We start from the raw sequence: 25,444 nt of genomic DNA, 5'->3' as shown, positions 1-25,444 counted from the left end.
AACCCGGCACCGGAGAACAAGTCCGCGCAGGGCACCGTCCGGCAGGGCACTTCCTTCTTTCCTTGAGAAAAGATGTAACCCAAATCTCCATGAGTCCGCGTCCTTTGCTGCGAACATGCAAATCGCCATGGATGCATCTACTATTTATCCGGGATACCGGGTGACGATCATCAATGAACTCGACGACATCGACGCCCTGGTAGCGCAGTATTGGCCGAGGATCTTCCGCTACGTCTCGTTCTCGATCAACGACGCGGATCTCGCTCAGACCATTACGCAGGACTGTTTCCTCAAGGCCTTCAACGCGCGCACCTCGTTTCGCGGCGACTGCTCCGTGAATACGTGGCTGATCTCCATTGCGAACAACCTCATCCGCGATCAGGTGCGGCTGAAGAAGTTCCAGTTCTGGCGCAAGGCGCAGAACACCGCGCTGGACGTCACCGAGCTCGGCTCATTCCTCCCCTCGGGTGAGAGCTCAGCGGAGTCGCGGCTTCTGGCCAGGGAGCGCATGGAGCAGGTAAAGGTGGCCATCGACCAACTCTCCGTCAACCAGAGACGCGTCTTTTTGCTCCGCTTCTTTGAAGGAATGAATCTCGAGGAGATCTCGCAGTCGACCGGCATGCCCGTGAATACCGTGAAGACGCATCTTCTGCGCGGAACAAGCGCCGTTCGAGCGAAACTGGGAGGAAAGCTATGACGAACGCGACCCAACATCTGACCGACGAGCAGTTCGCCGAGTGCCTCTCCGGCGAGCCGCCAAGCCGCGAGACGCAATCTCACCTGGCCATGTGCGACGCCTGCCGGGGCGAGGTCGAGATCTTCTACGGAGCCGTCGGCGATTTCAGCGAAGCCGCTCTCGACTGGAGCAAATCCCAGCCCTCGGTCAGTCCGCGCGCGGTCGCTTCGCGCCCCTCCATGGCCGCTCCCCTGCGCTGGGCTCTCGCCGCCGTGCTGTTGCTGGCGGTTGGCGTGCCTGCGGCGCTGCACCGAGAACATGCCGAAACGGAGTCCGCCCCCGGCGACTCGCCCGCCCAGATTGCCCAGGACAACACCCTGCTGCAGTCCGTGGACGTCGCCCTCGCGGACAGCGATCCGTCCCCTTTTCGTGAGTACGGCATCGCGGACACGCCTCAGAAGAACTCGAAATCCCGGTTAGAATCGAGGAATCGATGAAATCCCGTCTCGCCCATCTCGCGCTGTGTTGCTCGGTGCTCCTGTCCGCCGGGACATGCGCCCATGCACAGGCTCCGGGTGGGGGACATCCACCGGGAGGCCCTCCCCCGGGCACGCGTCCACCGGGACCTCCTCCCGGTGCTCCACCCCCAGGCGGCAACGCCCCCGGATCAAATGCGCAGGGCTCCAATAATTCCGGCGCAGGCGCGTCTCCCCGGGCACAAAGCGTCACCAGCGGAAGCGGCGTGAAGCTCGGGCCTCCGGGACGCTGGTGGGACGACAAGACCGTGGTCCAGAACGTGGGCTTGAGCCGCATGCAGCAGAAGAAAATGGACGCCATCTTCAATGCGAACCGCGACGCGATCGTGCAGGCCTATCAGGCTTTCCAGAAGCAGCAGGCCGCGCTGAACACGCTTAGCAAGTCTCCCCAGGTCGACAAGGCTCAGATGTTCGCGGCGATCGACGCCGTGAATCAGGCGCGCGCCACCCTCGCGAAGGCCAACACGGAGATGTTGTTACAGATTCGGCAGCAGCTCGACCCGGCGCAGATCACGAAGCTCGAGAGCCTGCCTTAGTCGGTCGGCTTCGGGATCGGCTTGCCAAACTCCGCCTCACGCATGGCCCGGTCGATCAGCGAGTCCTTGTGCCGAACCGGAAATCCCTTCCAGACAAAGGTCACGCCCGTCGATACCGTATCGAGATGCAGCCGCAGACTGCGGTTGTACGAGCCCGACAATACCAGGTGAGAGGTCAACGGCATGTACAGCGACGTCGTAAAGCCGTTGTCTTCGGTCACCTTCCTCCCACTCACCACAGTTCGCGGCGGACCCCCCGGACGCGTAAGCGTCGTGTAGGTCTTCTGGTCGCCGATCGGAAGCTGTTCGTACGCCACGGACTGGAGCGAAATACTCCGCGGCAACCACGTAAGAAAGCCAACCTGAAACTGCGCCAGCGGCCCAAGCGAGCTATCGTCCTCCGTCACCAGGCGGTTGACGAGCCCCGCCGAGTCGCCTCCGCCGACATCGACCAGCAGCCCCGTCTGCCCGAAGTAGCGCTCGATCCGGTTGTCGACGTTGAAGGTGGCGCGTCCCGTACCCAGGCCGTCCGTATGATTCCCCGTCGGCAGGGTAAGCGCGATGGTGGCGATGTCTCGTACCGGCCCGGGGCTGAAGGTCGCATGGCCCTCAACCAGCATGTCGCCAAGATCCCCGTGTGTCGGCAACAGCCGATTGCTCGCCGTGGCGGTCGTGCTTTGGTTCGGCGTAAGCCGATAGGGGTAGATCGACATGCTCGCATCGGCCGAGTAGCGCGGCGTAAACGAGTAGCTGACCGCCGGCGTAGCCACGCTGTACCAGCCCGTAGAGGAGTCGTGTACCGCCGAAAAAGTAAGCCCCGCGTTCAATCCGGTCAGGATGTTCCCATAGGCCGAGACGTGCGATTGCGGGTCGATGCCCGGGGCACGCGCCGGAGGCTTGAGCGCAGACGTGTCGGTCTCCTGCCCCTGCAGCACGGGGACAGTGGCCACAGAAAGCGCCAGGCAAACGGAACACAGAAAAGCTGAAGCCAAACCCAGGTCTCCAGTGTCCAAGTTTACCCTCTGCGAGCCATCGAGATGAGGTCGCGCAAACGTATAAGATCACAGTGGCCGTACCTGCAAGACCATGAAGATCAGCCCAGCCCATCTCGCGTTCGAGACCAGCCTCTCGCAGGAGGCTTACCTGCGCATCCGCGACAAGATCCTCCGCGGCGAGATCCCCATGGGAGGCGTCCTCTCACGGCGCCAACTCGCGCAGGAGCTGGGCATGAGCTTTCTACCGGTCAACGAAGCCGTGCAACGCCTCGAAAGCGAAGGCCTCGTCGAGAGCCGTCCGCGCGTCGGCACACGCGTCCGCATCCCCACACCGGGCGACATCCGCGAGCGCTACATCATCCGCGAAGCGCTCGAAACCCAGTCCGCCCGGCTCTTCTGTCAGCGCGCCAGCGAGATCGAACGTAATAGCCTCATGGACATGGCGAAGCGCCTCGACGAAGAGGCCGCACGCGTCTCCCCCGACGCACAGGCCCAGTACGCCTTCCAGTCTTTCCATCTGCAGTTCCACATGCAAATCGCACACTGGGCCGGCAGCGAGCTTCTCTGCGAGATGCTCGAGCGCAACCAGCTTCTCGTCTTCAACTGGCTCTTCGACATCAATGCGGAGTCGTCCATGCCGCAGGGTTGGCACGTCGAGTTGACCGAGGTGTTGGTCGGGCACGATCCGGATGCGGCAAGCCTCGCCATGGGACGTCACATCCGCACCGGGATGAGCGATATCCAGGTAGCCATCACACGCCGCTTCAGCCCGAATCTCCCGCCGATCGGAAGGCTCGCACGCCCGGCACCTGCAAAGCCAGACGCCCGGCGTGCGAAGACCTAAGGCTTCGGCACAGGCTGAATGAAGTTCAGCAACCACACCCGATTGGGGTCCTCACTCTGCACGGCGAAACAAAGAGTGTGCGTCCCATGAACGGCCGCGAGCGGCTCTGCCGTAAGCGTCGTCACGCCATCCTTGCCGTAAGCGGGCGCAAGCCGAATCCGGGTAAGAAGATCTCCCTTGCAGCTATCCAGCCGCACCTCCAGCAGGCCATTCTCGGGATGTGCAACGGTAGGCATCACCATCGGCCTCTGTTGCGAACGGAAGATGTAGGGAATGCTTCCCACGCCAACCGATAAGCCCGCAAAACGGTCCAGCTCCGCGTCGCGATAGAGCCAGCAGGGGTGCGAGTACACAACGCGAAAGACCGGCCGTTCCGCATTGCGCGGCGGATCCTGCTCCATCTGGATCCCGGCCGAGCCATTGCAAGCATCGAGTTCGCGGCTATCCCGTCGCAGCGTGCTGGCCAGCGTAATGTGTCGTTCGATCGCCGTGCCCAGCGGCGTCGCGCCATCGAACGCCTGTGCACGCAGCGTAATCGGAAGCGCCAGCTGCTGCGCCCCACTCCACGCGGGCGAGGCCGTCGAAACCGGCTTCCCATCCAGCGTATAGCGAATGACGCCGATGCCGCCCTGCGTGGTGAGGTCGAGCGACGCCTTCTCCCCCACGGGCCGCGCCTTGTCGCGCACCTCGAAGACGCTCTGTGCGGGCACGACACCAAAGGCCTGGCTGCGTGCCATGTCGGCGGGCAGCCGATGCAGAAAGTCCGCAAAGTTCTTCCGCCCCGCAGGCGACCATCCAACCTCGGCCACAGCCGCCGCCCGCGGAAACAGCATGTGTTGGATACGATCCTCGGTCAAAATGTACTCGCTCCAGATCGATCCCTGAAGCCCCAGGATGTGCCCCTGCTCCTCGGCGGTCAGCGTACCCGGCGCAGGCTCGAAGTTGTAGACATCCGCAAGCGAATTCACCGGGTCCCGCCCCGGCGTTTCGTCCGTCGCATCGCTCTGCCTGTAGTTGAAGTAGAGCGGGCGGTTCGGCGTCAGGATCGCATCGTGCCCCAGATGCGCAGCCGAGACAGCGCCCTGCGTCCCCCTCCAGCTCATCACCGTGGCATCGGGAGAAAGTCCGCCCTCCAGAATCTCATCCCACCCCGCAAGCTTGCGCCCATGCGCGTTCAGAAACGTCTCGATGCGCTTCGTGAACCAGCTCTGCATCTCGTTCTCATCCTTCAGCCCAAGCTCCCTCATCTTCGCCTGCACCGCCGGATTCGACTTCCACTGCTCCTTCACAGCCTCATCGCCACCCACATGGATGTACTGGCTGGGAAACAGCTCCATCACCTCCGTCAGCACATTCTCGAGAAACGCAAACGTCGCATCGTTCACATGGAAGAGGTTCGGATAGATCCCCCAACCCACCGGCGTATCCTGCAACGGCGCGCCACTCCCAAACTCCGGATACGCCGCCAGCGCCGCCGAAGCGTGCCCCGGCATCTCGATCTCCGGCACAATCGTAATGCTGCGATCCCGCGCATAAGCCACAATGTGCCTGATCTGTTCCTGCGTAAAGAATCCGCCGTACCTTCCCGTGGGTGTCTTCGAACCCGGCTCCAGCGAAGGCATCGTCTGCTCGCGGAAGCCACCCACCGTGGTCAGTCGCGGATACCGCTTGATCTCCACCCGCCACCCCTGGTCGTCCGTCAGATGCCAGTGGAAGACATTCAGCTTGTGCCGCGCCATCTCATCGATCACCCGCAGAATGGCATCCTCGCTCTGCAGATGCCGCGCCGAATCGAGCATCAAACCACGCCACCGAAACCGCGGGCCATCCTCGATCTTCACCGCCGGAAGCACGCCATGGTCGCTATCGAGCATCTGCCACAGGCTCACCGTGCCATAAAAGAAACCCGCCTGACTCGCCGCTTCGATCCGGATGCGATGCGCATCGATATCGAGCGCGTAGCTCTCATCCGGCAAGCTGCCGTGTGCCGGACGCGTGGCGAACACAAGCGTCTCCTTGCCCTCCGCCACATGCCGCAGCGCAGGCCCATGCGTCTTCGCCAGCAGTTGCTCAAGGTACGCCACCGCCTCACGCGAGCCGTCATCCGTCAGCGCCGCGCTCACCGACAAGCCACGCGATACATTCAACGATCCCGCATGCAGGCTCACCTTGGCAGGTGCCGGAATAATCGGCAGCGTCGTCTGCCCAAGCAAAGGCTGAAACGACAACAGGGCAAGCGAGAGACGCACGATGCGATCGATCATCTTGATAGGTTCTCCTCGGATTCTTGCTGCATCACACGTCCACGCACCATCACGTCCTGCACCTGCAACGTGGTGTCGCCGGACCTCCAGCGAAACGTAATCAGATCGGCATCCGCACCCACGCGCAGCACGCCCCGCGCCCTCACGAACGCCCCGGGGTTCGACGTCGCCATCGTCAGTGCAGTCCCCAAAGAGAGCTCTGCGGCAACACGCGCCACGCCGTCCTTCAGCACAATCCCCGAACCGGCCAGCAGGTTGGAGCCACGCAGACGAATCGCTCCATCCGGACCGATGACCACCTCGCCTCCAACATCAGCCCGGTAAGCCCCCTCCGGACTTCCCGCCAGCGCCACCGCATCGGAGACAAGCACGCATCGCTCAAACCCCTTCGCACGCATCATGGCGCGCATCGTCGCAGCCGAGAGATGCGCTCCATCGGCAATGAAGCATGCCGACAGCCGATCTTCCGCAAGCTGCTCCCAGAGCGGGTTCGGATGCCTCGGCAGCTCCGCCGCAATGCCATTTCCCAGATGCGTCGAGAGCCGCGCTCCCGCCTCCGCAGCCGCACGAATCTGCTCACCCGTCGCATGCGTGTGCCCCAGCGAGACCACGATTCCCTGCCCCACCAACGCCCGCACGAACTCCGCCGAGCCCACCCAGTGCGGCGACAGCGTGACCATCCCGATCAGGTTGCCGCAACCCGCCTGCAGCAACGCGAACTCCTCTATCGATGGCGGACGAACATGCTCCACCGCATGCGCCCCGCGATAACCATCGAGCGGCGAGATGTGCGGCCCTTCCAGATGCACACACGGAATCGCATGACGCACCATCGCGTCGGCCGCCCGCGCCTCGGCAATCGTCTTCAAGCACGCAGCCATCTTCGCAACCGGAGCGGTAATGATCGTCGGCAGAAACGTGGTCGTTCCCAAACAAGCAAGCCGCCGCACCAACAGGCAAACGTCATGCACCGTACAGGCTTCGCTGTTCAGGTCGATGCCACTGTACCCATTCACCTGCAGATCCACGAGACCCGGTGCAATCCAGACATCCGCGTCGCACACCCCATGGCGAATGCCCGTCACGACACCCTCCGCGACCAGAATCTCCAACATCGCACCCGAGGCAGGATCGCGCCCGCAGATCGTCTCCATGACCGCTCTATTCCAATCCTGCGGCGGAGTCCGCGTCAAGATAAAGCCGGCACGAAGGATGCTTGCGAAGGATGGACGCAGGCGAATCCACCGCCACATCCCCCGTCAGCGCCCGCTGCACCGCGTCTCGCTTCAACGCCCCCGGCACGCAGCAGAAGAGGCTCGCGGCCCGCAGCAAACGAGGAATGGTCAACGTGATCGCATGCGTGGGCACATCGTCGATCGTTGCAAACAGCCCATCGTCCACCTGCTGCTGACGGCTTGCACGGTGCAACTCCACAACCTTCGCATCCAGAGACTCTGAGAATTCCGCCGGAGGATCGTTGAACGCAAGGTGGCCATTCGCCCCAATGCCCAGGCAAACAATATCCACCGGCTTCTCCGCCAGTAGCGCCGCATACGCCACCGCATCCTGCTGCGGATCGCTGCCCGGTTCCATCAACACCAACGAGCCGATCGGCACACGTTCGAAGAACGAACGGCGCAGCCAGTTGCCGAAGCGCTGCGGTGCATCTTCACGCAGGCCGATGTACTCATCCATATGGAACGCCTCAACGCGAGTCCAATCGACACCGTCGGCAGCGGCCAGCGCATCCAGCATCTCACCCTGGCTCGGCGCGGCTGCGAAGATCATGCGAACGGATGGCTGCGTACCGAGAAGCCTGCGCAGCTCCTCCGCGACCTGTGCGCCGGCGAGTGCGCCGAGCTCTGCGCGTGTGGGAAGAATATGCAGCATCTGGGACGGAAAGGCGGTAGTCATGGTGTAGTGGAAATCTCCTCGGAGGATAAGGGATAGGAGCCTTCGCTCGCCGCCATCGCGGTGAACAGCTCACGCGCACGCGGGCTCCGTGCAGGCCGTAAAAGCCCAACAACGACATAGGTGAAAAACGACAGGCACACGGGCCCGCCGACAGTGAACGCGAGACTCACGCCACCCGAAAAACGTTTTGTAACTGCAAACGTCACAATTCCAGCGATCCACGAAGCCATCGCGGCCGCTGCACCCGAGCGGCGAAACAGCGGAAGCATCCCCAGCAGCATCGGCACCGCGATCGGTCCGACCAGCGCGCCATACCAAAGCAGGATAAGACCCAGCACACCGCCCATATGGTTCGCAAACAACGCAATCACCATGCTGCCCGCAAGAAAGCTGAACGTACACAGCCGCGCGGCAAGCAGTTGGCGACGCTCGCCCTCCGTCCACCGCGCCGGCAGCAGGACAGGCGCAATGTCACGAATCACCACGGCAGCAATCGCGTTCGCATCCGACGAGGTCATCGCCATGGAGTGCGCGAACAAACCAGCCAGCACAAGCCCCACCATCCCTGCGGGAAGATAGCTCTGCGCCAGCAGCGCATAGCTGTTCGAGGGGTCCGCAAGATGCGGCAGAAGAATCGGCGCCGCCCACATCGGATAAAACAGCACCAGCGGCCACACCAGGTAGAGCGCCGCCGAAAGCTGCGCGGAACGCCGTGCCGAGGTCTCATCCGGAGAAGCAAGAAAACGCTGCGCCAGGCTCCACGTGCCGCCGTTGTACGAGAGCAGATTGATCAACAAATACGCACCCGCGAACGCAGGGGTATACGGCCCGTGAAACAGTTGATGATGGCTCGCCGGCAGCCACGCCCACATGCTTCCCAGCGCACCGGCACCACCCAGATGCGCAAGCACCACCACAAACATCGCAATCCCAGAGACCAGTTGAATCACGAACTGGCTCAGGTCCGTCGCCGCATCCGCCCACAGACCACCCATCACGGAGTACACCAGCGTCACACCGCCGGTTAGCAGCACGCCCCACCGCAGATCCACATGCGCGAACATCTGCAGCAGCAGCGCCGACGCCGTCCACTTCGCACCCACGTCGAAGATCTTCAGCAGCGAACCGCTGCACGCAAGACACATCTGCGTCGGCACGTTGTAACGCGCGGCCAGGTACTCAAGCGGCGAGATCATCCCCGTCCGCACTCGCAGCCGCACCCAGCGCGGAGCAAACACAAACGACCCCAGCAGCAGCGACACCACGATCGTGCACGCCCACCAGATATAGAGACTGAAGCCCTCCGTGTACGCAAGCGCCGCGTACCCCACAAAGACCGCCGAGCTGTATCCGGACATATGGTGCGAGATACCCGCCAGCCACCACGGCATCTTGCCGCCAGCTGTAAAAAAATCCCGCGCGTTATGCACCCGCCGCCGGATCACAAACCCGACAACGAGCATCAGCAGGAAGTACGCCGAGATGGCCAGCCAGTCGAGGAGATGCACGTTCTTCCTTGTCAACGAGGTCTGTTGCGTGATCGTTCAGGGATCGTCCACATACTGATATAGCAGTACAAATCAATTCGCGCAACAGACATACCGCAAAAAAAGGCGTGAAAAGAGAGTAGTCCCCCTTTCAACGCCTCGGTTGGAAGCTCAACCCTCCCTCGTCAATCAGTCGCAGCGCTGAACTCCACGTAGTCCACGCCGGCATACTCGCGATAGTCCCGGCTCTGCCTGCTCCGCGTATCCAAAGCCCCAGGATCTGCCGCCTGCAATCCTCCGGCGTGCAACTCCTCGCGCATATCCGGCACACCACGCAACGTCATCACATCGCCCGGCCTGACAGCCACCCCATGGACCGTGAACCGCGTGGACGTCTGTCCATCCAGGTTGGGATCGAACTGCGCCGGCGGCAACTGATCGTCGGCCTTCCACGACGCAACCACCACATCATGGATCGAAAGCTCGAATCGCGACACCCCCTTCCAGGTATCGAAATACTGCACCGCGATATCGTAGCGTCCCTGCCTCTGCGTCAGCGTGCTGCGTAGCGTGCATCCCTCCGCCACATGGCACACCATCGCCTTGCCACCAGACGCCGTCTCCCACGGCGTCACGTCCTGGCTCACATACCCGGTCGCCGTCATCGCCTCAGCTTCAATCCGCCCCGGATGATGCCCCACGCGGCCAGCCGCGTCGGCGATGCCCGAGATCCGATGAAACCAGTCGTCGATCGCGTCCCGCCACACAATCGCATGCCCCGCCTGAAACGCAAACAGCCTGCTCACCTGTGCAAACCGCTCATCGTCCACGCGGCCCTTCAGCGTGTCCCAACGCGCTCCATACATTCCAGCTTCCCGCGCAGCCGCATAGTGCGTGTCATAGATCGATTGAATCAGCGTCTTGCCGCTATGCAGCCTGTAATCATAGGGAACATGATGGAAGAAAAGCAGCAGCTCATCCGGGCATGTCGCCAGCGACTCATAGTGTTCCGCAAGCGCCTTCGGATACTGCTGAAGATAGCCCGAGCCCGCTGCCGTGCGATCCATGCCGATTCCGTCCTTCTCCCCACGAAACCACTGCCCCCATCCATTGCGCTCCGCAGACTCGATCCCAGGCCCAAAGTGATAGCCAAGAATATTCGTCAGCGTCCCCATGCCATTGGGCCCGGTGTATCCCTCATACACCTGCCAGCTTCCCAACTGCAGCGCGTCGATCACGCCATCCACCTTAGGATCGTTACCCCACGTTAGCCGCGTCCAGCCATCGATGATCTCCGCCAGCGGCTCATCGGGATTCCACGCCAGCTTGCCGAACCCATACAGGTTCGCCATGGCCATCGGATGGTGCAGCCAGTTCTCCTCCATCCCCACGTTCGTCACTGAGATGAAGCCTCCCGGACGAGGCCTCCCATCCGCCAGCGGAAAGCTGCGCCCCGTCACGATCTCCTTCACCGGAGTGTGCCGATCATCCGCACGCATATCCGTGTCCAGTACCCACTTCCACATGCTCGGCAGCCACACCATGTGCCTCTGCTGCCCCGTATACTCCTGTGCCGTCTGCAACTCAATGGCTACGTTCGTATGGTGCAGCGCCGCGAACAAAGGGCTCACCGGCTCCCGCGCCTGAAAGTCGATCGGCCCTTCCTTGATCTGGATGATGACGTTGCCGTCGAACTGTCCATCGAACTTCGAGAAGTTATCGACACCAGCCCGAGCCCGATCCGCTTTGGGATCGCGCCAGTCCAGATGGTTGTTATAAACAAACCCCCGGTACAACACCACACCGTGGTGTGGCGCCAGCGCGCGAGCCAGCATATTCGCCGCATCGGCAGGTGCACGCCCATACTGCGAAGGCCCCTTCCGCCCCTCTGAATCCGCCTTGACCGTAAAGCCCCCAAGATCGGGAATCGCGGCATAGAGCTCATCGACCTTGGCCTTCCACCACGCGATCACCAGAGGATCGAGCGGGTCGAACGTAGCAAGTCCACCCACCGTCTGCGGAGCCGTCAGGTCGACACTCAACGCAAGCTTCACCCCCCACGGACGAAACGCATCCGCCAAACGAGCGAACTCACGAATATGCTCCGTAGTCAGCAGATCGAGATCCGCGTTGACGTTGTTGACATTGCAACCGTTGATCCCAACCGAAGCAAGAATGCGCGCATACGCAGCAGCTTTCGTCAGATCCGCACGCACATGCCCGCTCTCAAAGAAGATCGACGGCCCCGCATACCCGCGCTCGATCGTGCCGTTCATGTTGTCCCACTCATCGCTCCAGCGAATCGGAGAGGACGCACTCTGCACCTCGCGCGACGGAATCGCACGCTCGATCCCCACCTCTTCCAGCAGATGAAACACGCCATACATCTCCGCCTGCACCGTATCGCCTTCAATCGACACGCCACCCGAAGAGGAGGTGATGCGGTAGCGGTCCACGCCGTCGCTCGAGGCCGAGCGCGAAATCACAATGGCACCGCCGCTCGCCCGCCCCACAGCGCCAGCAGACACCGTAAATGGCCGCCCAAGCATCGACGACAACCCACGCCGCAGCTCCTCGCCCGCCGTCTTCTCCACCAGCGAGTCCCCCGTCACCACAATCTTGGATGGCAGCCGCTGATACTGCGCCCCGGAGACGGGAGCATAGCGCAGCCACGCCGCGGATCCATCCTCTGCAACGCACAGACTCGACCCCATCAAAAGCAGTGCCAGACATCCTTGACCGACGCGTGCGAACATCCAGCGGCTCCTTGTCATCATCCAAAACTCGTCCTGGCAGCCCACTATCTCTGTTTGGAAAACAGCGGCAGCGGAACCGCCTCACCCATACGCGCATAACCCGCCGGTCCCGGATGAAGATGGTCCCCACTATCGAACGCAGGCGCAAGATGCCCCGCACGCGCCGGATCGGACACAGCAGCATCGAAGTCGATGACGCCATCAAAAGCCTGCGAGGTGCGTATCCATTGATTCAGAGCCACGCGATCCGCCTCGGCCCGCGCATCGGGGTGATAATAGTCCGATCCCAGGTAAGGCGTCAAAGTGCCCCCGTAAACACGAATGCCATGCGCATGGGCCCGCGTAATCATCTGTAAAAATGCGCCCTCCAGCTCCTCCACAAGGCTCACATGACGCGAAACCGGCTGCGGATCTTCACGCGACAGCGTGCCAAGATCGTTGATCCCCTCAAGCAGAATCAGCGAACGAACGCCAGCCACACTCAGCACATCGCGGTCGAAGCGCGAAAGCGCGCTCGGCCCAAGTCCATCCGCGAGAATCCGATTCCCCCCAATCCCCTCGTTCACCACCCCAAACCCAAGCGGAGCCAGCCTGTGCGCCAACACATCCGGCCATCGATCGTTCGCGTCATCCGTCGCTCCATGCCCATCCGTGATGGAGTCCCCCAGCACCACCACCGCGCCACGCGATCCATGAGTCGCCACCTCCACGCCCGCCAGGAAATACCAGTGCACAAACGTGCGCGGACTCGGCAGTCGCACATCCCCGGCATGCTCGCCCGCCGCAAGAAAAGACGTAGCCCGCGCTCCCGCATGAAATGTAACCGATTCTGGAGCATATTCGATCAGCATCGTCACCACCACATCCGACAGCGGCTTCAGCGGCATCGCAATCGCATCGGACACATACTCCGCCCCCGCCGGAATCGAGATCGTCGTCGCCCCATGGCACCGCACAACCTCGTTCGACCCCGACACAATCGTCCCAGGCCCAACACCCGCCCGCGCAACCGACACCGACTGCAACACCAGAGGCCTCTCCCCAAAGACATTCGAGAGACGAAGCCGGAACCTCTCTCCACCCAGCGAAACATGCACAACCTGCCTGAGCGTCGCATGGTCCATCGCATGACTGGGAAAAAGATCGGCCCCCACCGGCTTCAACTGCGACGATCCCCACGTCGTCACCCACTGCTCCGGCGCAGCCGCGTCCGCAGGTGCCCCCATCGCAACCAGCACGAGAACCACAACGGCGCAAGCATAGAGTGTCTTACCGCCCATGACGTCCCCCCGTATACAAGACAACGCGATAAATCCTGGTCTGGTGAGCGGCCATGCTAAGCTGCCGCCCCTGGTTGCTCTGGTCCCCGTTGAGCCTGCGCTGCACCATCCATTTGCCATCCACCAGCCCAACCTCCTCGATGCTGCCAAGGCCCGCGATGCGGTCGTCCACATCCGGATCCCGCGTGAACGTCACCGTCAGCCCGCGCCCCGCGATGAAGAACTCCGTAGCCGAAGACTGGACCACAATCATCGCACCGTCTTCCGTCAGCAGGCGCATAGAAGTCCATCGCCGGTGCCGCCGCAACATACACCTGCAAAGAATACGGATGGAAGTCGCGGGGTCGTAGATCGTCGTGCCCGTCGACGAAAAATCCCCGCTACGCATCGCCATCGTCGGCAGCGAAAGTGTTCCGTTGATCGCCCGAAGGGGATCTGCTGTTGCAGTTGCCTGTCTCTATCCGTCTTTCATCTCTACGATCCCCAATCCTCGCCCTCGAAACCCAGTCCCAAAAACCATAAAAGCAAAACACTCCATCGATTCACCATCCCAATGTCCACGTTTTCCAGACAAAAACCCACGTTCTACGCTCCCAAAAGTTCCTGGTGAATCATTGGCTTTTTCGCATCGCCCACCCCTAACCCCTTTAGAACACCACGATACGGACGCAACGGAAATTGCACCCAAAATGGGCACACCCGGCCACTTCTCAAGAGCAGAGGTCCAACCTCTCACCAAAGCCAGACAAGCCTCACTCTGCGCATCCCACAGCGCAACCCATCCACACCCGGCCTCCGGTCACGAATCGCCCCACCCAGCCTCCTCACCTGCATAGAGAAACGTTTCGCTTAATCCAACCGACAACGCCCCACCCCGAATCCCAGAGCCAGAAAACCTAAACAGCGCCCATCCAAACCATCTCACTCAACGAAACGTTTTTATATTCGGTTGACGATCGAGAGCAGCCCTCCTTATAGTCAGGTCGAGCCTCGTCCCTATCTCGAAGTCCCCATCGGAGCACCGTGACCCCTCGAATCCTGCCCATCCTCGCCTTCGCCTTCTCCACCCTCTACGCGCAGGACACCCGTCACGTCACCGAACCTGTCATCCCAACCGTCTGCACCGTCCTCAAGGCGCAGCTCCAAGCCCAATCCAACGCCCTGGCGGACGCCGATGAAGCCAAACTCGACAGCGAGCGCATTCAAAAGGCGATGGACGCCTGCGAACCGGGCAAAGCCGTGGCCCTCCGCCCCGACGGCCCGAACAACGCCTTCCTCAGCGGCCCCCTCGAACTCCGCGCCGGCGTCACCCTCCTCGTCGAAAAGGGTGTCACCCTTTACGCCTCGCGCGACCCCAAACTCTTCGACACCACCCCCGGCGGCTGCGGAACCTCCGGCCCCGAAAGTCGTCCCTGCCGCCCCCTCATCAGCGCCAAAGACGTCAAAAACGCAGCCATCATGGGCGACGGCACCATCGACGGACGAGGCGGCAGCCAACTCATCGGCAAATCCTATAGCTGGTGGCAGCAGTCCCGTGCCGCCGAGCCCACCAACACCAAATACTCCGCCCCGCGCCTCCTCGTTGCCTCCCACGCCGACGGCCTCACCCTCTATCGCATCCGCCTCCACAACTCGCCCAACTTCCACGTCGCCGTCAACACCACCGACGGCTTCACCGTCTGGGGCGTCCATCTCCTCACCCCCACCGTCCGCGGCACCGATGCCCGCAACACCGACGGCATCGATCCCGGCTCCTCCCAGAACATCACCATCACCAGGAGCTGGATCGACAACGGCGACGACAACATCGCCATCAAGGCATCCGTCCATCACATGAGTGTCCTCGACAACCACTTCTACAGCGGACACGGCATGTCCATGGGCTCCGAGGCCCGCGACGAAGGCGACATCCTCGTCGACACCCTCACCCTCGACCACACCACCAGCGGCATCCGCATCAAGAGCAACGTGCAGCGCGGCGGTATCGTCCTCAACATCACCTACCGCAACCTCTGCATGCGCGACGTGGCCGTCCCCCTCTCCATCAGCCCCTTCTACAACGGCCAGACCACCGACGGCATCGACGACCTCGGCATGAAGGGCACCTTCACCCCCGACTACAAGGGCATTCACCTCGAAAATATCCTGAGCCTCACGCCCGGCATCGTCCAGATCGCCGGCCTCGACGCCGATCACCCCACCGAGATCTCCCTCGACGGTGTCGAAATTCGCGGCATCACCCCCGCTCAGGTCCACGCCCGCAACAGCATCGTCACGGTCGGCCCCAAAGGCGCAAACTTCACCTTCCAGGGCCCCGGAGTCACCGCTCCCGCGAACGCCAAGCTCCACACCACCTTCACCTGCAGCCCCAAACTCTTCGTCCCGTATCAGGACTAGGCAGTTGTTTTTGCCGTTGCTTCTAGGTACCCCAAGCCTTCAGCCTTGGGTCTCACAACGAGCCACAATCGGCAGAGGATTCGTCAACACGATCCAAAGGATTCCTATGCGAACCGCTCTCCTCATCACCGTCCTCTCCACCGCCACCCTCGCCCAACAGCCCCTCAAACGGATCACTGTGGGGCCCAGGGCCGACTTCCAAACGATGCAGCAGGCCATCGCGCACGCCCCCGCCGAGGGCGCAATTCTCCGCATCGCCCCAGGCACCTATCGGGAAAAGCTCCACATCTCCACACCCAACATCCATCTCGTCGGTACCGGCAAGACCCCGCAAGACGTAGTCCTCAGTTGGAACGACTCCGCCCGCTCGGCGGGTGGCACCGGCAAATCCGGCTCCGTCACCGTCGACGCCGACGGCTTCCAGGCCGAGAACCTCACCATCGAAAACACCTGGGAGAAGGAGAACACCCGCTCCGAAGAGGGTTCGCAGGCCGTAGCCCTCCTCATGAGTTCCGACCGCGCCATCCTCGACCGGGTCCGCCTTCTCGCCGCACAGGACACCCTCTACGCCAACAGCCGCACCTGCCACGACGCCCTCCCCAAAGACGGCACCGCACCCCCGGCCGGCCAGCCGCCCTGTGACGCCTCCCGCGAATACTTCCGCGACTGCTACATCGAGGGCCACGTCGACTACATCTTCGGCGACGCCAAGGCTGTCTTCGACCACACCGAACTCCACCCCATCCAGAACAACAACGTCATGTTCACGGCCCAAAGCAGGCACTTCCCCGAGGAGGATTCCGGCTACTTCTTCCTCCACACCCGCATCACCGGACAGCTCAAGGACGCCAAAATCATCTTCGGCCGCCCCTGGCGCGACTTCTCCACCGTCCTCTTCTACGACACTGAGATCGAGCCCACCATCAGCCCCGACGGCTGGTCCGAGTGGGGCGGCCGCCTCAAGACCGCCGACTACCGCGAATACAAGTCGCACGGTCCAGGCGTCAACGGAGGCCATCGCATCGTCGCCTACCCTGCCCTCTCCCCCGCGGACGAGAAGCGCCTGACGCCCGCAACCCTCCTCGCCGGCCACGACGGATGGAACCCGGTCGCCGAAGCCGACGCCCTGCGCCGTCTCGTCTCGACGCGATAAACGCACACACCTGTGGAAAAATCCGCCAACTGGTCCATCCAGTGACACACCGCCGCACGCCAGAAAACCCCGCCAATTTCAAACGAGAGCAGCAGAAAGGAGTGCGTGGCGCTCCTTTCCGCCCCACCGAATTGGCCCAAATCAGCATCTGCACATGTGTCTCAGAGACCTCTCCAGCCTTCGGAATGAACGCCGGAAAAGGAAAATAAAAAGCGAATCTACCGCCGGAATTTTCCATCTTTTATCGAAACGCTTCGATAGATAAGAAAACCCGCCTTTACTCAAAAAAATCCCAGATATTCACACACGTCAGCGAACCGTTTCTTACGTTTTACAGGGAAAAAGAAACGTTGAAAATTACCTATTGACGATGCTGTTTTTCAGCCGCTACTATTCGGCCACTCTCAACTCATGAGGCCGATCCGCACGGGCGCACCTCTCCCCGACGCTTTTGCCCAAGAGCAGTGGTCTTACCTGTCAACTTCTTAGGAGTCCTTATGACGTTTCGCAAATCCATCTTCAGCATCCTGCTCACCGCCGGCTTAACCCGGCGCGCGGCACAGTGCTCCATGCTTCTTGCGCTTGCCGCAGTCAGCGCGACCGCTGGCGCGCAGTTGTCCGGAAAGGGCACCATCAACGGTCGTGTCCTTGACTCCACCGGCGCCGCCCTCCCCGATTCGGTCGTCACCATTACCGACAACTCCACGAACAAGAAGCTCACCATCAAGTCCAGCGGTGCCGGCGACTACACCTTCTCGCTCGACCCGGGCAAGTACACCATCACCGCCTCGCACGATGGCTTCAAGACCGTCGTGCAGGACAACGTGAACGTAAACGCGCTCCAGACCTTCTCGGTGGACGTCACGCTCCCCAACGGCGCGACGACCGAGGAAGTCACCGTCACCGACGCTCCTCCCAGCCTTGAGACCTCGAACGCCACCCTCGGCGTCACCATCGAGCAGGAGCAGTACGCAGCCCTCCCGCTCATCCAGGATGGCGGCGGACAGCGCCGTGCCACCGATTTCGCCTCGCTTCTGCCTGGCGTCAGTTCGCAGACCACCAACGGCAACCAGACCACCAACGCCGGCATCGTCAACGGCGGCGGCAGCCGTGGTGCCGTCTCGGCCATTTACATCAACGGCGTCCCCATCACCTCGGTCGCCGGCGAAGGCGATCCCCGCTTCGTCTGGAGCTCGATGGCCGTCGACGCAATTGAACAGTTCCAGGTTCAGACGGTCGGTTACTCCGCCATCTACGAGGGCCAGGGCGTTCAGAACTACGTCGTCAAGCGCGGGACCAACAAGATCCACGGCACCGTCTACGACTACTTCCGCGATACCGGCCTTGATACCTGGGGCTTCCAGAAGGCGACCAATCCCGTCTCCGGACTTCCGCAGAAGCCCATGGAGCACCAGCATGAGTACGGACTCTTCGTCGGTCTTCCCATCATCAAGGACAAGCTCTTCGTCTTCGGTGGATACGAAGGCTACCGCTTCTCCCGCCAGGTCCCCTATGCGCTGATGACCATTCCCACCCTGCGCATGCGTACGGGCGACTTTGGAGAAACGGGCGTCCCCCTCATCTACGATCCCAACTCGACGCTTCTTTCCGCCAACGGCAAGGCCTACACCCGGACGGCATTTATGAACAACGTCATCCCGGCCTCGCGCCTCTCCGCAGCGGCCTTGAAGATGGAGTCGTATCTTCCGCAGCCGATCAACAACCTCATCAGCAACAACTACCTGGTGAACTACAAGACCGGTCTCAGCAACTGGACGACCACCAACCGGGTCGACTACACCATCAACCAGAAGCAGGCTCTCTCAGTCGTCCTTGCCTGGGGACGCCAGGCAACCACAGCTCCTGCGGCCGTCAGCATCTCTTCGACCAGCAACGGCATGCCGCCCCCGTACATCTCCACCCAGCAGTTCTCGCCGAAGACCAAGGTCTTCCTCATCGAGCACACGTACTCCATCACCTCCCGCCTGACCAACCAGTTGAAGTACGGTTATGGCCGCTATGACGGTCCGGGTTACAACCAGGACATCGGTCCGAACTTTGGCGCTGCCGCCAACGGCATCTCCGGCCTTCCCGCCGGACAGGCTCAGACGTCCTTCCCAACCGTCACCTTCACCGGCAACACCAACATCAATCGCTGGGGTGGATACTCCAGCAACCGTCCCGTCGCAAGCGGCTACGTCCTCGTCGACAACCTGCAGTGGGTCAAGGGTAGCCACTCCTTTACCTTCGGCGGCCAGGTCGCCTGGATGCAGTACAACTACCTCGTCAATGCCACTGGCGTAAATCCTCTGCAGTTGACGTTCAACAGCACGGCAACTGCCACGTTCAACGCCGGCACCACAACCGCCACCCCCACCACTGGTCAGGCCTACGCGAGCTATATGCTCGGCGCCGTCCAGAGTGGCGGCTTCACCCTCTCTTCGGTTCCTGAGACCGGTGGACGCTTCCGTCCCATCTCGCCCTACGTGCAGGACAACTGGAAGGTCAACTCCAAGCTCACGCTCGATCTCGGTCTCCGCTACGACTATTACCCCTCCTACCGCGAGGTGAAGAACCGCTTCTCCTACTTCGACCCCAATGCCACCAACCCTCTCACCGGCTCCAAGGGTGCGGTTGCTTTCGGCGGCTCCGGTGCCGGAACCTGCAATTGCAGCAGTCCGGTCAACGGCAGCGCTTCCTGGAAGGAACTCAGCCCGCGCATCGGCTTTGCCTTCACCCCCGATCCGAAGACGGTCGTACGCGGCAGCTACAGCATTCTCTCCACCCACGGAAATGCCAATGGCGGCTCGGCCACATCCCGCCAGGGATCCGGCCTGCAGGGCTACAGCACTACCCCTGGCACCAGCTTCATTCAGCCGACCGCGGGCCAGGTGGGTTCTCAGTATTGGAGCCTCGATACCCCCTACCCGGCCTACGCTGCTCCGCCAAACCTCGACCCCGGCATCGGCACCTACTACACCACCGCTGCCTCGACCGCTGCTCAGACCCCCACCTTCGCCGATCCCAACCTCGGCAAGCGGGCACCGCAGTTCATCAACTGGAACCTGGGCATCCAGCGCGAGTTGAGCCCGAGCACAACCCTCACCATGAGCTACGTTGGTTCGCAGGGCCATTTCCTGCAGCCTGACAGCCTCAACGGCCGTGGCTACTACACCAACGCCCTCGATCCGAAGTACCTCACCCTCGGCACCCAGCTCAGCAACCCGGCAACCGGAGGATCGGGCCCGGCCAACCTTGCTGCTGCCGGCATCACCAGCCTTCCCTACGCCACCTTCGGCGGCGTGGGCAACCCCAGCATCTCGCAGTTGCTCAGGCCCTTCCCGCAGTATTCGAGCATCAGCGACGCTTACGGCTTCGTCGGCAACACCCGTTTCCACGCCCTGCAGATCTACGTCACCAAGCGTCTGACCAACGGGCTCACCTTCATGACCAACTATCAGTGGGCCCGCTCCATCGACAACAACGGGAGCTTCCGCTCAGGCTACGACATCCCTGCTGCGGCCTCGGCCGATGGAAAGTTCCACGCAGCACGTTCGCTCGACAAGAGCCTCTCGCTTGGCGATCAGCGTCATAAGTTCGTCGTAACGGGTGCTTATAACCTGCCCTTCGGCACCGGAAAGCTCGGTGGCGGAAACCGTTACACCCGCGCAGCCTTCGGCGGCTTCAAGCTGTCGGGCATCTTCAACGCCTATTCCGGAGCTCCTCTCTCCATCGTGATGAACTCCTGCAATACCAACCCGGCGCAGAACGTCTGCTACCCGATCCGCAATCCCAACTACGTTGGCAACGGTCGCGTGCTCGGTGCAAGCAACCGGCCACGCACCGCTGCTGAGTCCGGTTCCGTTCAGTTTCTGGATCCGAACGCTTTCCTGTCGACGGCACAGACCCCGAACTACGTCTTCAGCACCACCGCTCGCACCGCGGCCTACTCGGGCCTCTTCCAGCCGCCAAACTACAAGCTGGATATGAGCCTGCGTCGCGCCTTTGCCATTCCCACCGGTGGCCTTCACGAAGGAACCAGGTTCGTGATCGAAGCCGACTATTTCAACGTCACCAACCACACGCACTTCGTCTACAGCCAGGCCAACGCCGTGATCAGCAGCTTTGGCACCTCCAGCTACGGAACGATGTCGCCCGATACCAACGCGCCCACCAACCGCGCCTTGCAGCTCGCGGCACGCATCGAGTTCTAACTCAAACCACAACCCCAAAAGCCGCCGGCGATCCTGCCGGCGGCTTTTCCTTCCCCTGAACTATTCGCTCACCGCAGCCTGAACAACTCTTCCCCGGAGAAAAAGCACGATGAATCGTCGGTCCTTCCTCAGCAGCAGTGCCCTTCTCAGCGCTTCGTGCGCCCTCAACACCGCGCCCCTCGCCGCCGAGGCCACCGACGCACCTCTGCTGACCTCCACCACGCGTAGCGTGCGCTACAGCGACACAGAGATGCTCATCCCCGACGAGGGATGGCACCTCTGGCCCGACCGCGCCGCCACCTGGAAGGACGACACCATCTACCTGCCCGAGGACGTCCAACTCGCCACGCTTCCAGTGAATCCTCCCACCGGCGGATGGTCAGCCCTTGCGCCGTCGCAAGGCCTCGACGTCACCCTCCCAGCCACGGTCGAGCAGTTCTTCTGGGGCATCAACGGCTTCTTCCCCTTCAAGGACGAGTACAAGTTCGAGACCACCGACCACGAGGTCAAGAACGGCGCCTACTACGGTGTGTCCTGGTGGTGGCGCGACATCACCCTGCCGAAGACCTTCTCCGGTAAGCGCACTCTTCTGCACATCCGCGGAGCCCGCCAGCGCGCCGAGGTCTACCTCAATCAGAAGCTCGTCGGCTATTCCATCATGGAGGAGCTTCCCTTCGAGTGCGATCTCACCGCCGCCATTCTCCCGGGACAGCGCAACCAGCTCGCCATCCGCATCACCAACCCCGGCGGCCGTCTCGACTGGGTCGACGGCAATCGTCTCGCCTGGGGCGGCATCGAGTTCCAGAAGAGTCATGGCTTCGGCGGCATTGATCGCGGCATGGTCCTCAGCGCGCACAACGACCTCCGCATCGCCGATAGCTGGGCCCTGAACACCCCCACCCCGCGCCAGATCACCGCACACGCCTCCCTTGAAAACACCGGCACCGCACCGGCTCACGGCATCGTTCGCTTTTCCGTCGTGGATCCCGGCAGCAAGACCATCCTGACCACCACCGACGTCCCCGCCACCATCGCCCCCGGCGAGCCCCAGGAGCTCCACACCACCCTCACCGCCGCCTCCGCGAAGATCTGGGACCTCGACACTCCACACGTCTATCGCCTGCGCACCCAGTGGATCGACACCGCCAGGAAGCCCACCGCCGTCCGCGACGTCGACTTCGGCTTCCGCTGGATCGCCACCGAAGGCATCGGCACCAAGGCCATCTTCCGCCTCAACGGACGCCGCATCCGTATTTACACCTCCATCTCCTGGGGGTTCTGGGCGCTCAACGGCCTCTTCCCATTGCTTGCCCTCTCCGAGAAAGAGGTCCGCGTCGCCAAGGAGAAGTTCAACCTCAACACCCTCAACTTCCACCGCAACCTCGGCAAAGAAGACGTCCTCTATGTGCAGGATCGGCTCGGCCTCATGCGTTGCCTTGAACCGGGTGGAGGTGCGCAGGGCTTTACTCCCGCGTCCCAGGGCCACCAGAGCGCACGACGCTATATGCAGGCCAAGATCACCGGCATGATCCGCGCCTTCCGCAGCCATCCATCGGTCGTCCACTACATCATCCAGAACGAGACCACGCTCGACCCGCAGAGCCCCGACCTCGCCGAACTCTTCCACCGGATGCAGGCCGAAGACCCCAGCCGCACCATCGTCGGCAACGACGGCTTCGTCATGCGCGCCCCGCAAGCGTGGACCGAGCCCTACCAGTCCGAGATCCACAAATCGAAGGGTAAAGCCACCCTCGAAGGCGGAGCCGGAGGCTGGTGGGTCGACCATACCGGCCACTTCTCCGACGTCTGGCAGGACGCCTACTATGTCAACAAGACCGACTTCTACTTCTACACCCCCGTCAAAGCCGAGATCACCGAATGGGGCGAGATGAAGGGCGCTGCCTCCATCGACAACCACACCAGCATCCTCCGCGAAATCAACCTCCACGGAGGCCACAGCTACGACAAGCTCGACCACGAGCAGCAGCTCGCGGCCTACGATGCTTTCCTTGACGCATGGGGCTTCCGCAAGGCCTTCCCCACCGCCGAAAAGCTCTTCCTCTCTATCGGACGCCGCGCGTACGAGACCTGGGGACAGTTCATGGAGAACGTTCGCATCTGCGACGAGAACGACATGGCCGCGATCAGCGGATGGGAGTCCACCGCCATGGAGAACCACTCCGGCCTCGTCGACAACTTCCGCGACCTCAAGTCCGACCCAGCCCCCATCTTCAACGCCCTGCGCCCCATCCGTCCCGTCGCCAAGCAGAAGCAGATCGTCCTTTTCACCAGCGACCACGCCACCTTCGACACCTGGCTCCTCAACGACACCAACGCTCCCGTCGCCGGCACACTGCAACTCACGGTGGAGAGCCCCAAAGGCAGCATCGCAGAGGTAGCCACCTACCCCGCCCCGGCCTTCGTTGCCGATCAGCTCTCCTATCTCCTTCAGGAAGAGGTGAAGACGCCTCCACTCAGCATCCCCGGCACCTGGAAGGTCCGGCTCGCGCTCTCCACTCATCCGGACGTGACGCACGAGACCGCCCTCCTCGTCGTCGATCCGACCCCCGCGAACTTCCGCCCGCTCCGCGTGGGCCTTGCCCGCGTCTCACCACAGCTTGAGGCCACCCTCGGCCAGATCGAGCACCTCACCCTGGAAGCCTTTCAACCCGGTGCAAAGTACGACGTGATCGTAGGCTCCGGCGGCTCCTCGGACGCCTCCAAAGATCTCGCCACGGATGCCGAAGGGGCCTACAAGCCGGGCTCCGGGCCGCTCCCCGAGTTCACCCTTCCGGACGAGGTTATGGTCGCGGTCCGCGCCGGCACACCGCTCCTTGCCATCACACCCACCGATGGCCAGTCCATCGGCGTCGCCAAACAACTTGCCGCCCTCGGAGCCTTCACGTTCCACGGCATGGTCGGAGCCTCCCGCGCCTCGTGGATGGGCTCCTGGTACTTTATCCGCCAGCATCCGCTCTACGACGGCATGCCCGTCGACCAGGCAATGAGCATCCACTACCAGGTCAAGGGCGGCGGCTCCAATGGCTGGATGGTCGACGGCCCATCCGTCGAGATCCCCTGCGCCTACGCCCGCGATCACGACCGCAACCTCGGAGCCGGAACCTTCACCGCGAGGGTTGGCGCTACGCCCATCGTCATGCATCGCATCGTCGACATGCACCCCGTTCTGCTGCGGCGCTGGCTCGCCAACACCCTCACATGGCTCTCTCTGCAAGGGGTATGGAAAGGCTGATTTCGCCTTTCCATACCCTTTCAGGTAAGCTGGCTTCCTCCCCCAAATCCTCAGGAGATCAAGCGTTGCCCACGCCAAAGAAGCAGGCTTTACCGATAAAGTCGAGGCGGACAAGCCGTATCAAGATCCAGGACGTAGCCCGTCTCGCGCAGGTCTCGCTCAGCACCGTCTCGGGTGTCCTCAACGAGAAAGAGAACGTGCGCCCCGAGACCCGGCAGCGCGTCCTCGACGTCATCGAGCAGCTCGGCTACACCCCCAATCTCTTCGCCAGCAACCTCGCCCGTCGCAGCACCAAGCTCATCGGCATCATCGTCTCCGACCTCCTCAACCCTTTTTTCGCCGAGATCGCCAAAGCCCTCGACACCCAGGCCCGCGACAAGGGCTACGAGACCTTCCTCACCTCCACCAGCTTTCATCCTGAGCAGCAATGTACAGCCGTTCGCCAGATGCTCTCCCTCCGCGTCGCCGGCGTTGCCATGATGACCTCCGAGAACGATCCCGAGGCCTTCGCCCTGCTCAAGACCAGCGGCACACCCACCGTCTATCTCGACAACAACCACGTAGCCCCCCGCATCGGCACCGTCCGCGTGGACAAGCGTCACGGCATGTTCGTCGCCGTGCAGCACCTCCTCGAACTCGGCCACCGCAAGATCCTCCTCATCAAGAACTCGCAGCAGGGCACCTTCGATCCCCCCATGCTCTCGCACCTCGAACGCCAGATCGGCTTCGAAGAAGCGCTCCATCAATACGATCCCAAAGAGATGGACGTCCACATCGTGGACGAGCCCGGCGAACCTGCCGCTGCAGGCCTGCGCGCCGTCGAGCGCGCCCTCAAGCAGTACCAGTTCACCGCCGTCGTCGCCATCAACGATCTCGTAGCCCTCGGAGCCTTCCGCGGCCTGCAGGCCGCCGGCCTCGCCATCCCCCAGGATGTCTCCGTCGTCGGCTTCGACAACACCTACCTCTGCGAGTTCCTCCACCCGCCGCTCACCACCGTTGCCACACCGCGTATCGACCTGGCCAGCAGCGTCCTCGCGATGCTCTTCTCCCACATCGCCGGCGAGTCCTTCTCACGCGAAACGCTCCTGCCTGCCAGCATCGTCGTCCGCCAATCCACCGGCCGCCCCCGCAGCTAGCTC

The 25,444-nt window shown here is 62.3% G+C and carries 17 protein-coding genes; 9 read left to right on the top strand and 8 right to left on the bottom strand.

All coding sequences use genetic code 11. The features are described 5' to 3' along the window. Positions 1-115: 115 nt before the first annotated feature. From BM400_RS10775 to BM400_RS21660, 3 genes are read left to right on the top strand one after another with little or no spacing between them, the layout of a single operon-like run. Entirely contained in the window at positions 116-697 is a 582-nt protein-coding gene (locus BM400_RS10775; protein WP_089839169.1) for an RNA polymerase sigma factor, read from the top strand. Further along, positions 694-1,173, top strand: a complete 480-nt coding sequence (locus BM400_RS10770; protein ID WP_089839168.1) for a hypothetical protein — start codon at positions 694-696, stop codon at positions 1,171-1,173. The genes BM400_RS10775 and BM400_RS10770 overlap by 4 nt, the downstream gene beginning before the upstream one ends. After that, positions 1,170-1,748, top strand: coding sequence for a Spy/CpxP family protein refolding chaperone (locus tag BM400_RS21660; RefSeq protein ID WP_141223884.1), 579 nt, complete (start codon positions 1,170-1,172; stop codon positions 1,746-1,748). The genes BM400_RS10770 and BM400_RS21660 overlap by 4 nt, the downstream gene beginning before the upstream one ends. On the opposite strand, the gene BM400_RS10760 is transcribed toward BM400_RS21660, so the two are convergent. Beyond that, positions 1,745-2,698 carry a hypothetical protein gene (locus tag BM400_RS10760; protein WP_141223883.1) on the bottom strand — a complete coding sequence of 318 codons (954 nt, stop codon included), beginning with the start codon at positions 2,696-2,698 and terminating at the stop codon, positions 1,745-1,747. The genes BM400_RS21660 and BM400_RS10760 overlap by 4 nt on opposite strands. A gap of 136 nt (positions 2,699-2,834) precedes the next feature. Between BM400_RS10760 and BM400_RS10755 the strand changes: the two genes are divergently transcribed. Continuing rightward, positions 2,835-3,587 carry a GntR family transcriptional regulator gene (locus BM400_RS10755; protein ID WP_089839165.1) on the top strand — a complete coding sequence of 251 codons (753 nt, stop codon included), beginning with the start codon at positions 2,835-2,837 and terminating at the stop codon, positions 3,585-3,587. Here BM400_RS10755 and BM400_RS10750 read toward each other — a convergent pair. The 7 genes from BM400_RS10750 to BM400_RS10720 all read right to left on the bottom strand — a co-directional run bounded on the left by BM400_RS10750 (position 3,584) and on the right by BM400_RS10720 (position 13,682). Beyond that, positions 3,584-5,851, bottom strand: a complete 2,268-nt coding sequence (locus BM400_RS10750) for a family 20 glycosylhydrolase (RefSeq protein WP_089839164.1) — start codon at positions 5,849-5,851, stop codon at positions 3,584-3,586. The genes BM400_RS10755 and BM400_RS10750 overlap by 4 nt on opposite strands. Then, positions 5,848-7,005, bottom strand: coding sequence for an N-acetylglucosamine-6-phosphate deacetylase (locus BM400_RS10745; protein WP_089839163.1), 1,158 nt, complete (start codon positions 7,003-7,005; stop codon positions 5,848-5,850). The genes BM400_RS10750 and BM400_RS10745 overlap by 4 nt, the downstream gene beginning before the upstream one ends. Before the next feature lie 7 nt (positions 7,006-7,012). Then, positions 7,013-7,765: a 6-phosphogluconolactonase gene (locus BM400_RS10740; RefSeq protein ID WP_089839162.1), complete on the bottom strand. Its 753-nt coding sequence runs from the start codon at positions 7,763-7,765 to the stop codon at positions 7,013-7,015. After that, positions 7,762-9,273 carry a sodium:solute symporter family protein gene (locus BM400_RS10735; protein ID WP_089839161.1) on the bottom strand — a complete coding sequence of 504 codons (1,512 nt, stop codon included), beginning with the start codon at positions 9,271-9,273 and terminating at the stop codon, positions 7,762-7,764. Before BM400_RS10735 ends, BM400_RS10740 begins: the two co-directional genes overlap by 4 nt. A 164-nt stretch (positions 9,274-9,437) precedes the next feature. Next, the gene (locus BM400_RS10730) at positions 9,438-12,008 is read right to left on the bottom strand and encodes an alpha-glucuronidase family glycosyl hydrolase (protein ID WP_089839160.1); all 2,571 of its coding nucleotides are present in this window, start codon (positions 12,006-12,008) and stop codon (positions 9,438-9,440) included. Positions 12,009-12,052: 44 nt separating this feature from the next. Further along, the gene (locus BM400_RS10725) at positions 12,053-13,288 is read right to left on the bottom strand and encodes an SGNH/GDSL hydrolase family protein (RefSeq protein ID WP_089839159.1); all 1,236 of its coding nucleotides are present in this window, start codon (positions 13,286-13,288) and stop codon (positions 12,053-12,055) included. Further along, entirely contained in the window at positions 13,278-13,682 is a 405-nt protein-coding gene (locus tag BM400_RS10720; protein WP_089839158.1) for a DUF5597 domain-containing protein, read from the bottom strand. The genes BM400_RS10725 and BM400_RS10720 overlap by 11 nt, the downstream gene beginning before the upstream one ends. 629 nt (positions 13,683-14,311) lie before the next feature. On the opposite strand from BM400_RS10720, the gene BM400_RS10715 reads away from it, so the two are divergent. The 5 genes from BM400_RS10715 (at position 14,312) to BM400_RS10695 (ending at position 25,441) form a co-directional block, all read left to right on the top strand. Continuing rightward, positions 14,312-15,685, top strand: a complete 1,374-nt coding sequence (locus tag BM400_RS10715; RefSeq protein WP_089839157.1) for a glycoside hydrolase family 28 protein — start codon at positions 14,312-14,314, stop codon at positions 15,683-15,685. Between the two features lie 106 nt (positions 15,686-15,791). Beyond that, positions 15,792-16,838, top strand: a complete 1,047-nt coding sequence (locus BM400_RS10710) for a pectinesterase family protein (protein WP_089839156.1) — start codon at positions 15,792-15,794, stop codon at positions 16,836-16,838. Between the two features lie 497 nt (positions 16,839-17,335). Beyond that, positions 17,336-21,052, top strand: a complete 3,717-nt coding sequence (locus BM400_RS10705; RefSeq protein WP_245781812.1) for a TonB-dependent receptor — start codon at positions 17,336-17,338, stop codon at positions 21,050-21,052. A 109-nt stretch (positions 21,053-21,161) separates the two neighbouring features. After that, positions 21,162-24,305: a glycoside hydrolase family 2 protein gene (locus BM400_RS10700; protein WP_089839155.1), complete on the top strand. Its 3,144-nt coding sequence runs from the start codon at positions 21,162-21,164 to the stop codon at positions 24,303-24,305. Positions 24,306-24,370: 65 nt separating this feature from the next. Next, positions 24,371-25,441: a LacI family DNA-binding transcriptional regulator gene (locus BM400_RS10695; protein ID WP_175528973.1), complete on the top strand. Its 1,071-nt coding sequence runs from the start codon at positions 24,371-24,373 to the stop codon at positions 25,439-25,441. Positions 25,442-25,444: the final 3 nt, after the last annotated feature.

This window comes from Granulicella pectinivorans (assembly GCF_900114625.1).
Classification (GTDB): Bacteria; Acidobacteriota; Terriglobia; order Terriglobales; family Acidobacteriaceae; genus Edaphobacter; species Edaphobacter pectinivorans.
This window is presented reverse-complemented; position numbering and strand designations above follow the sequence as displayed.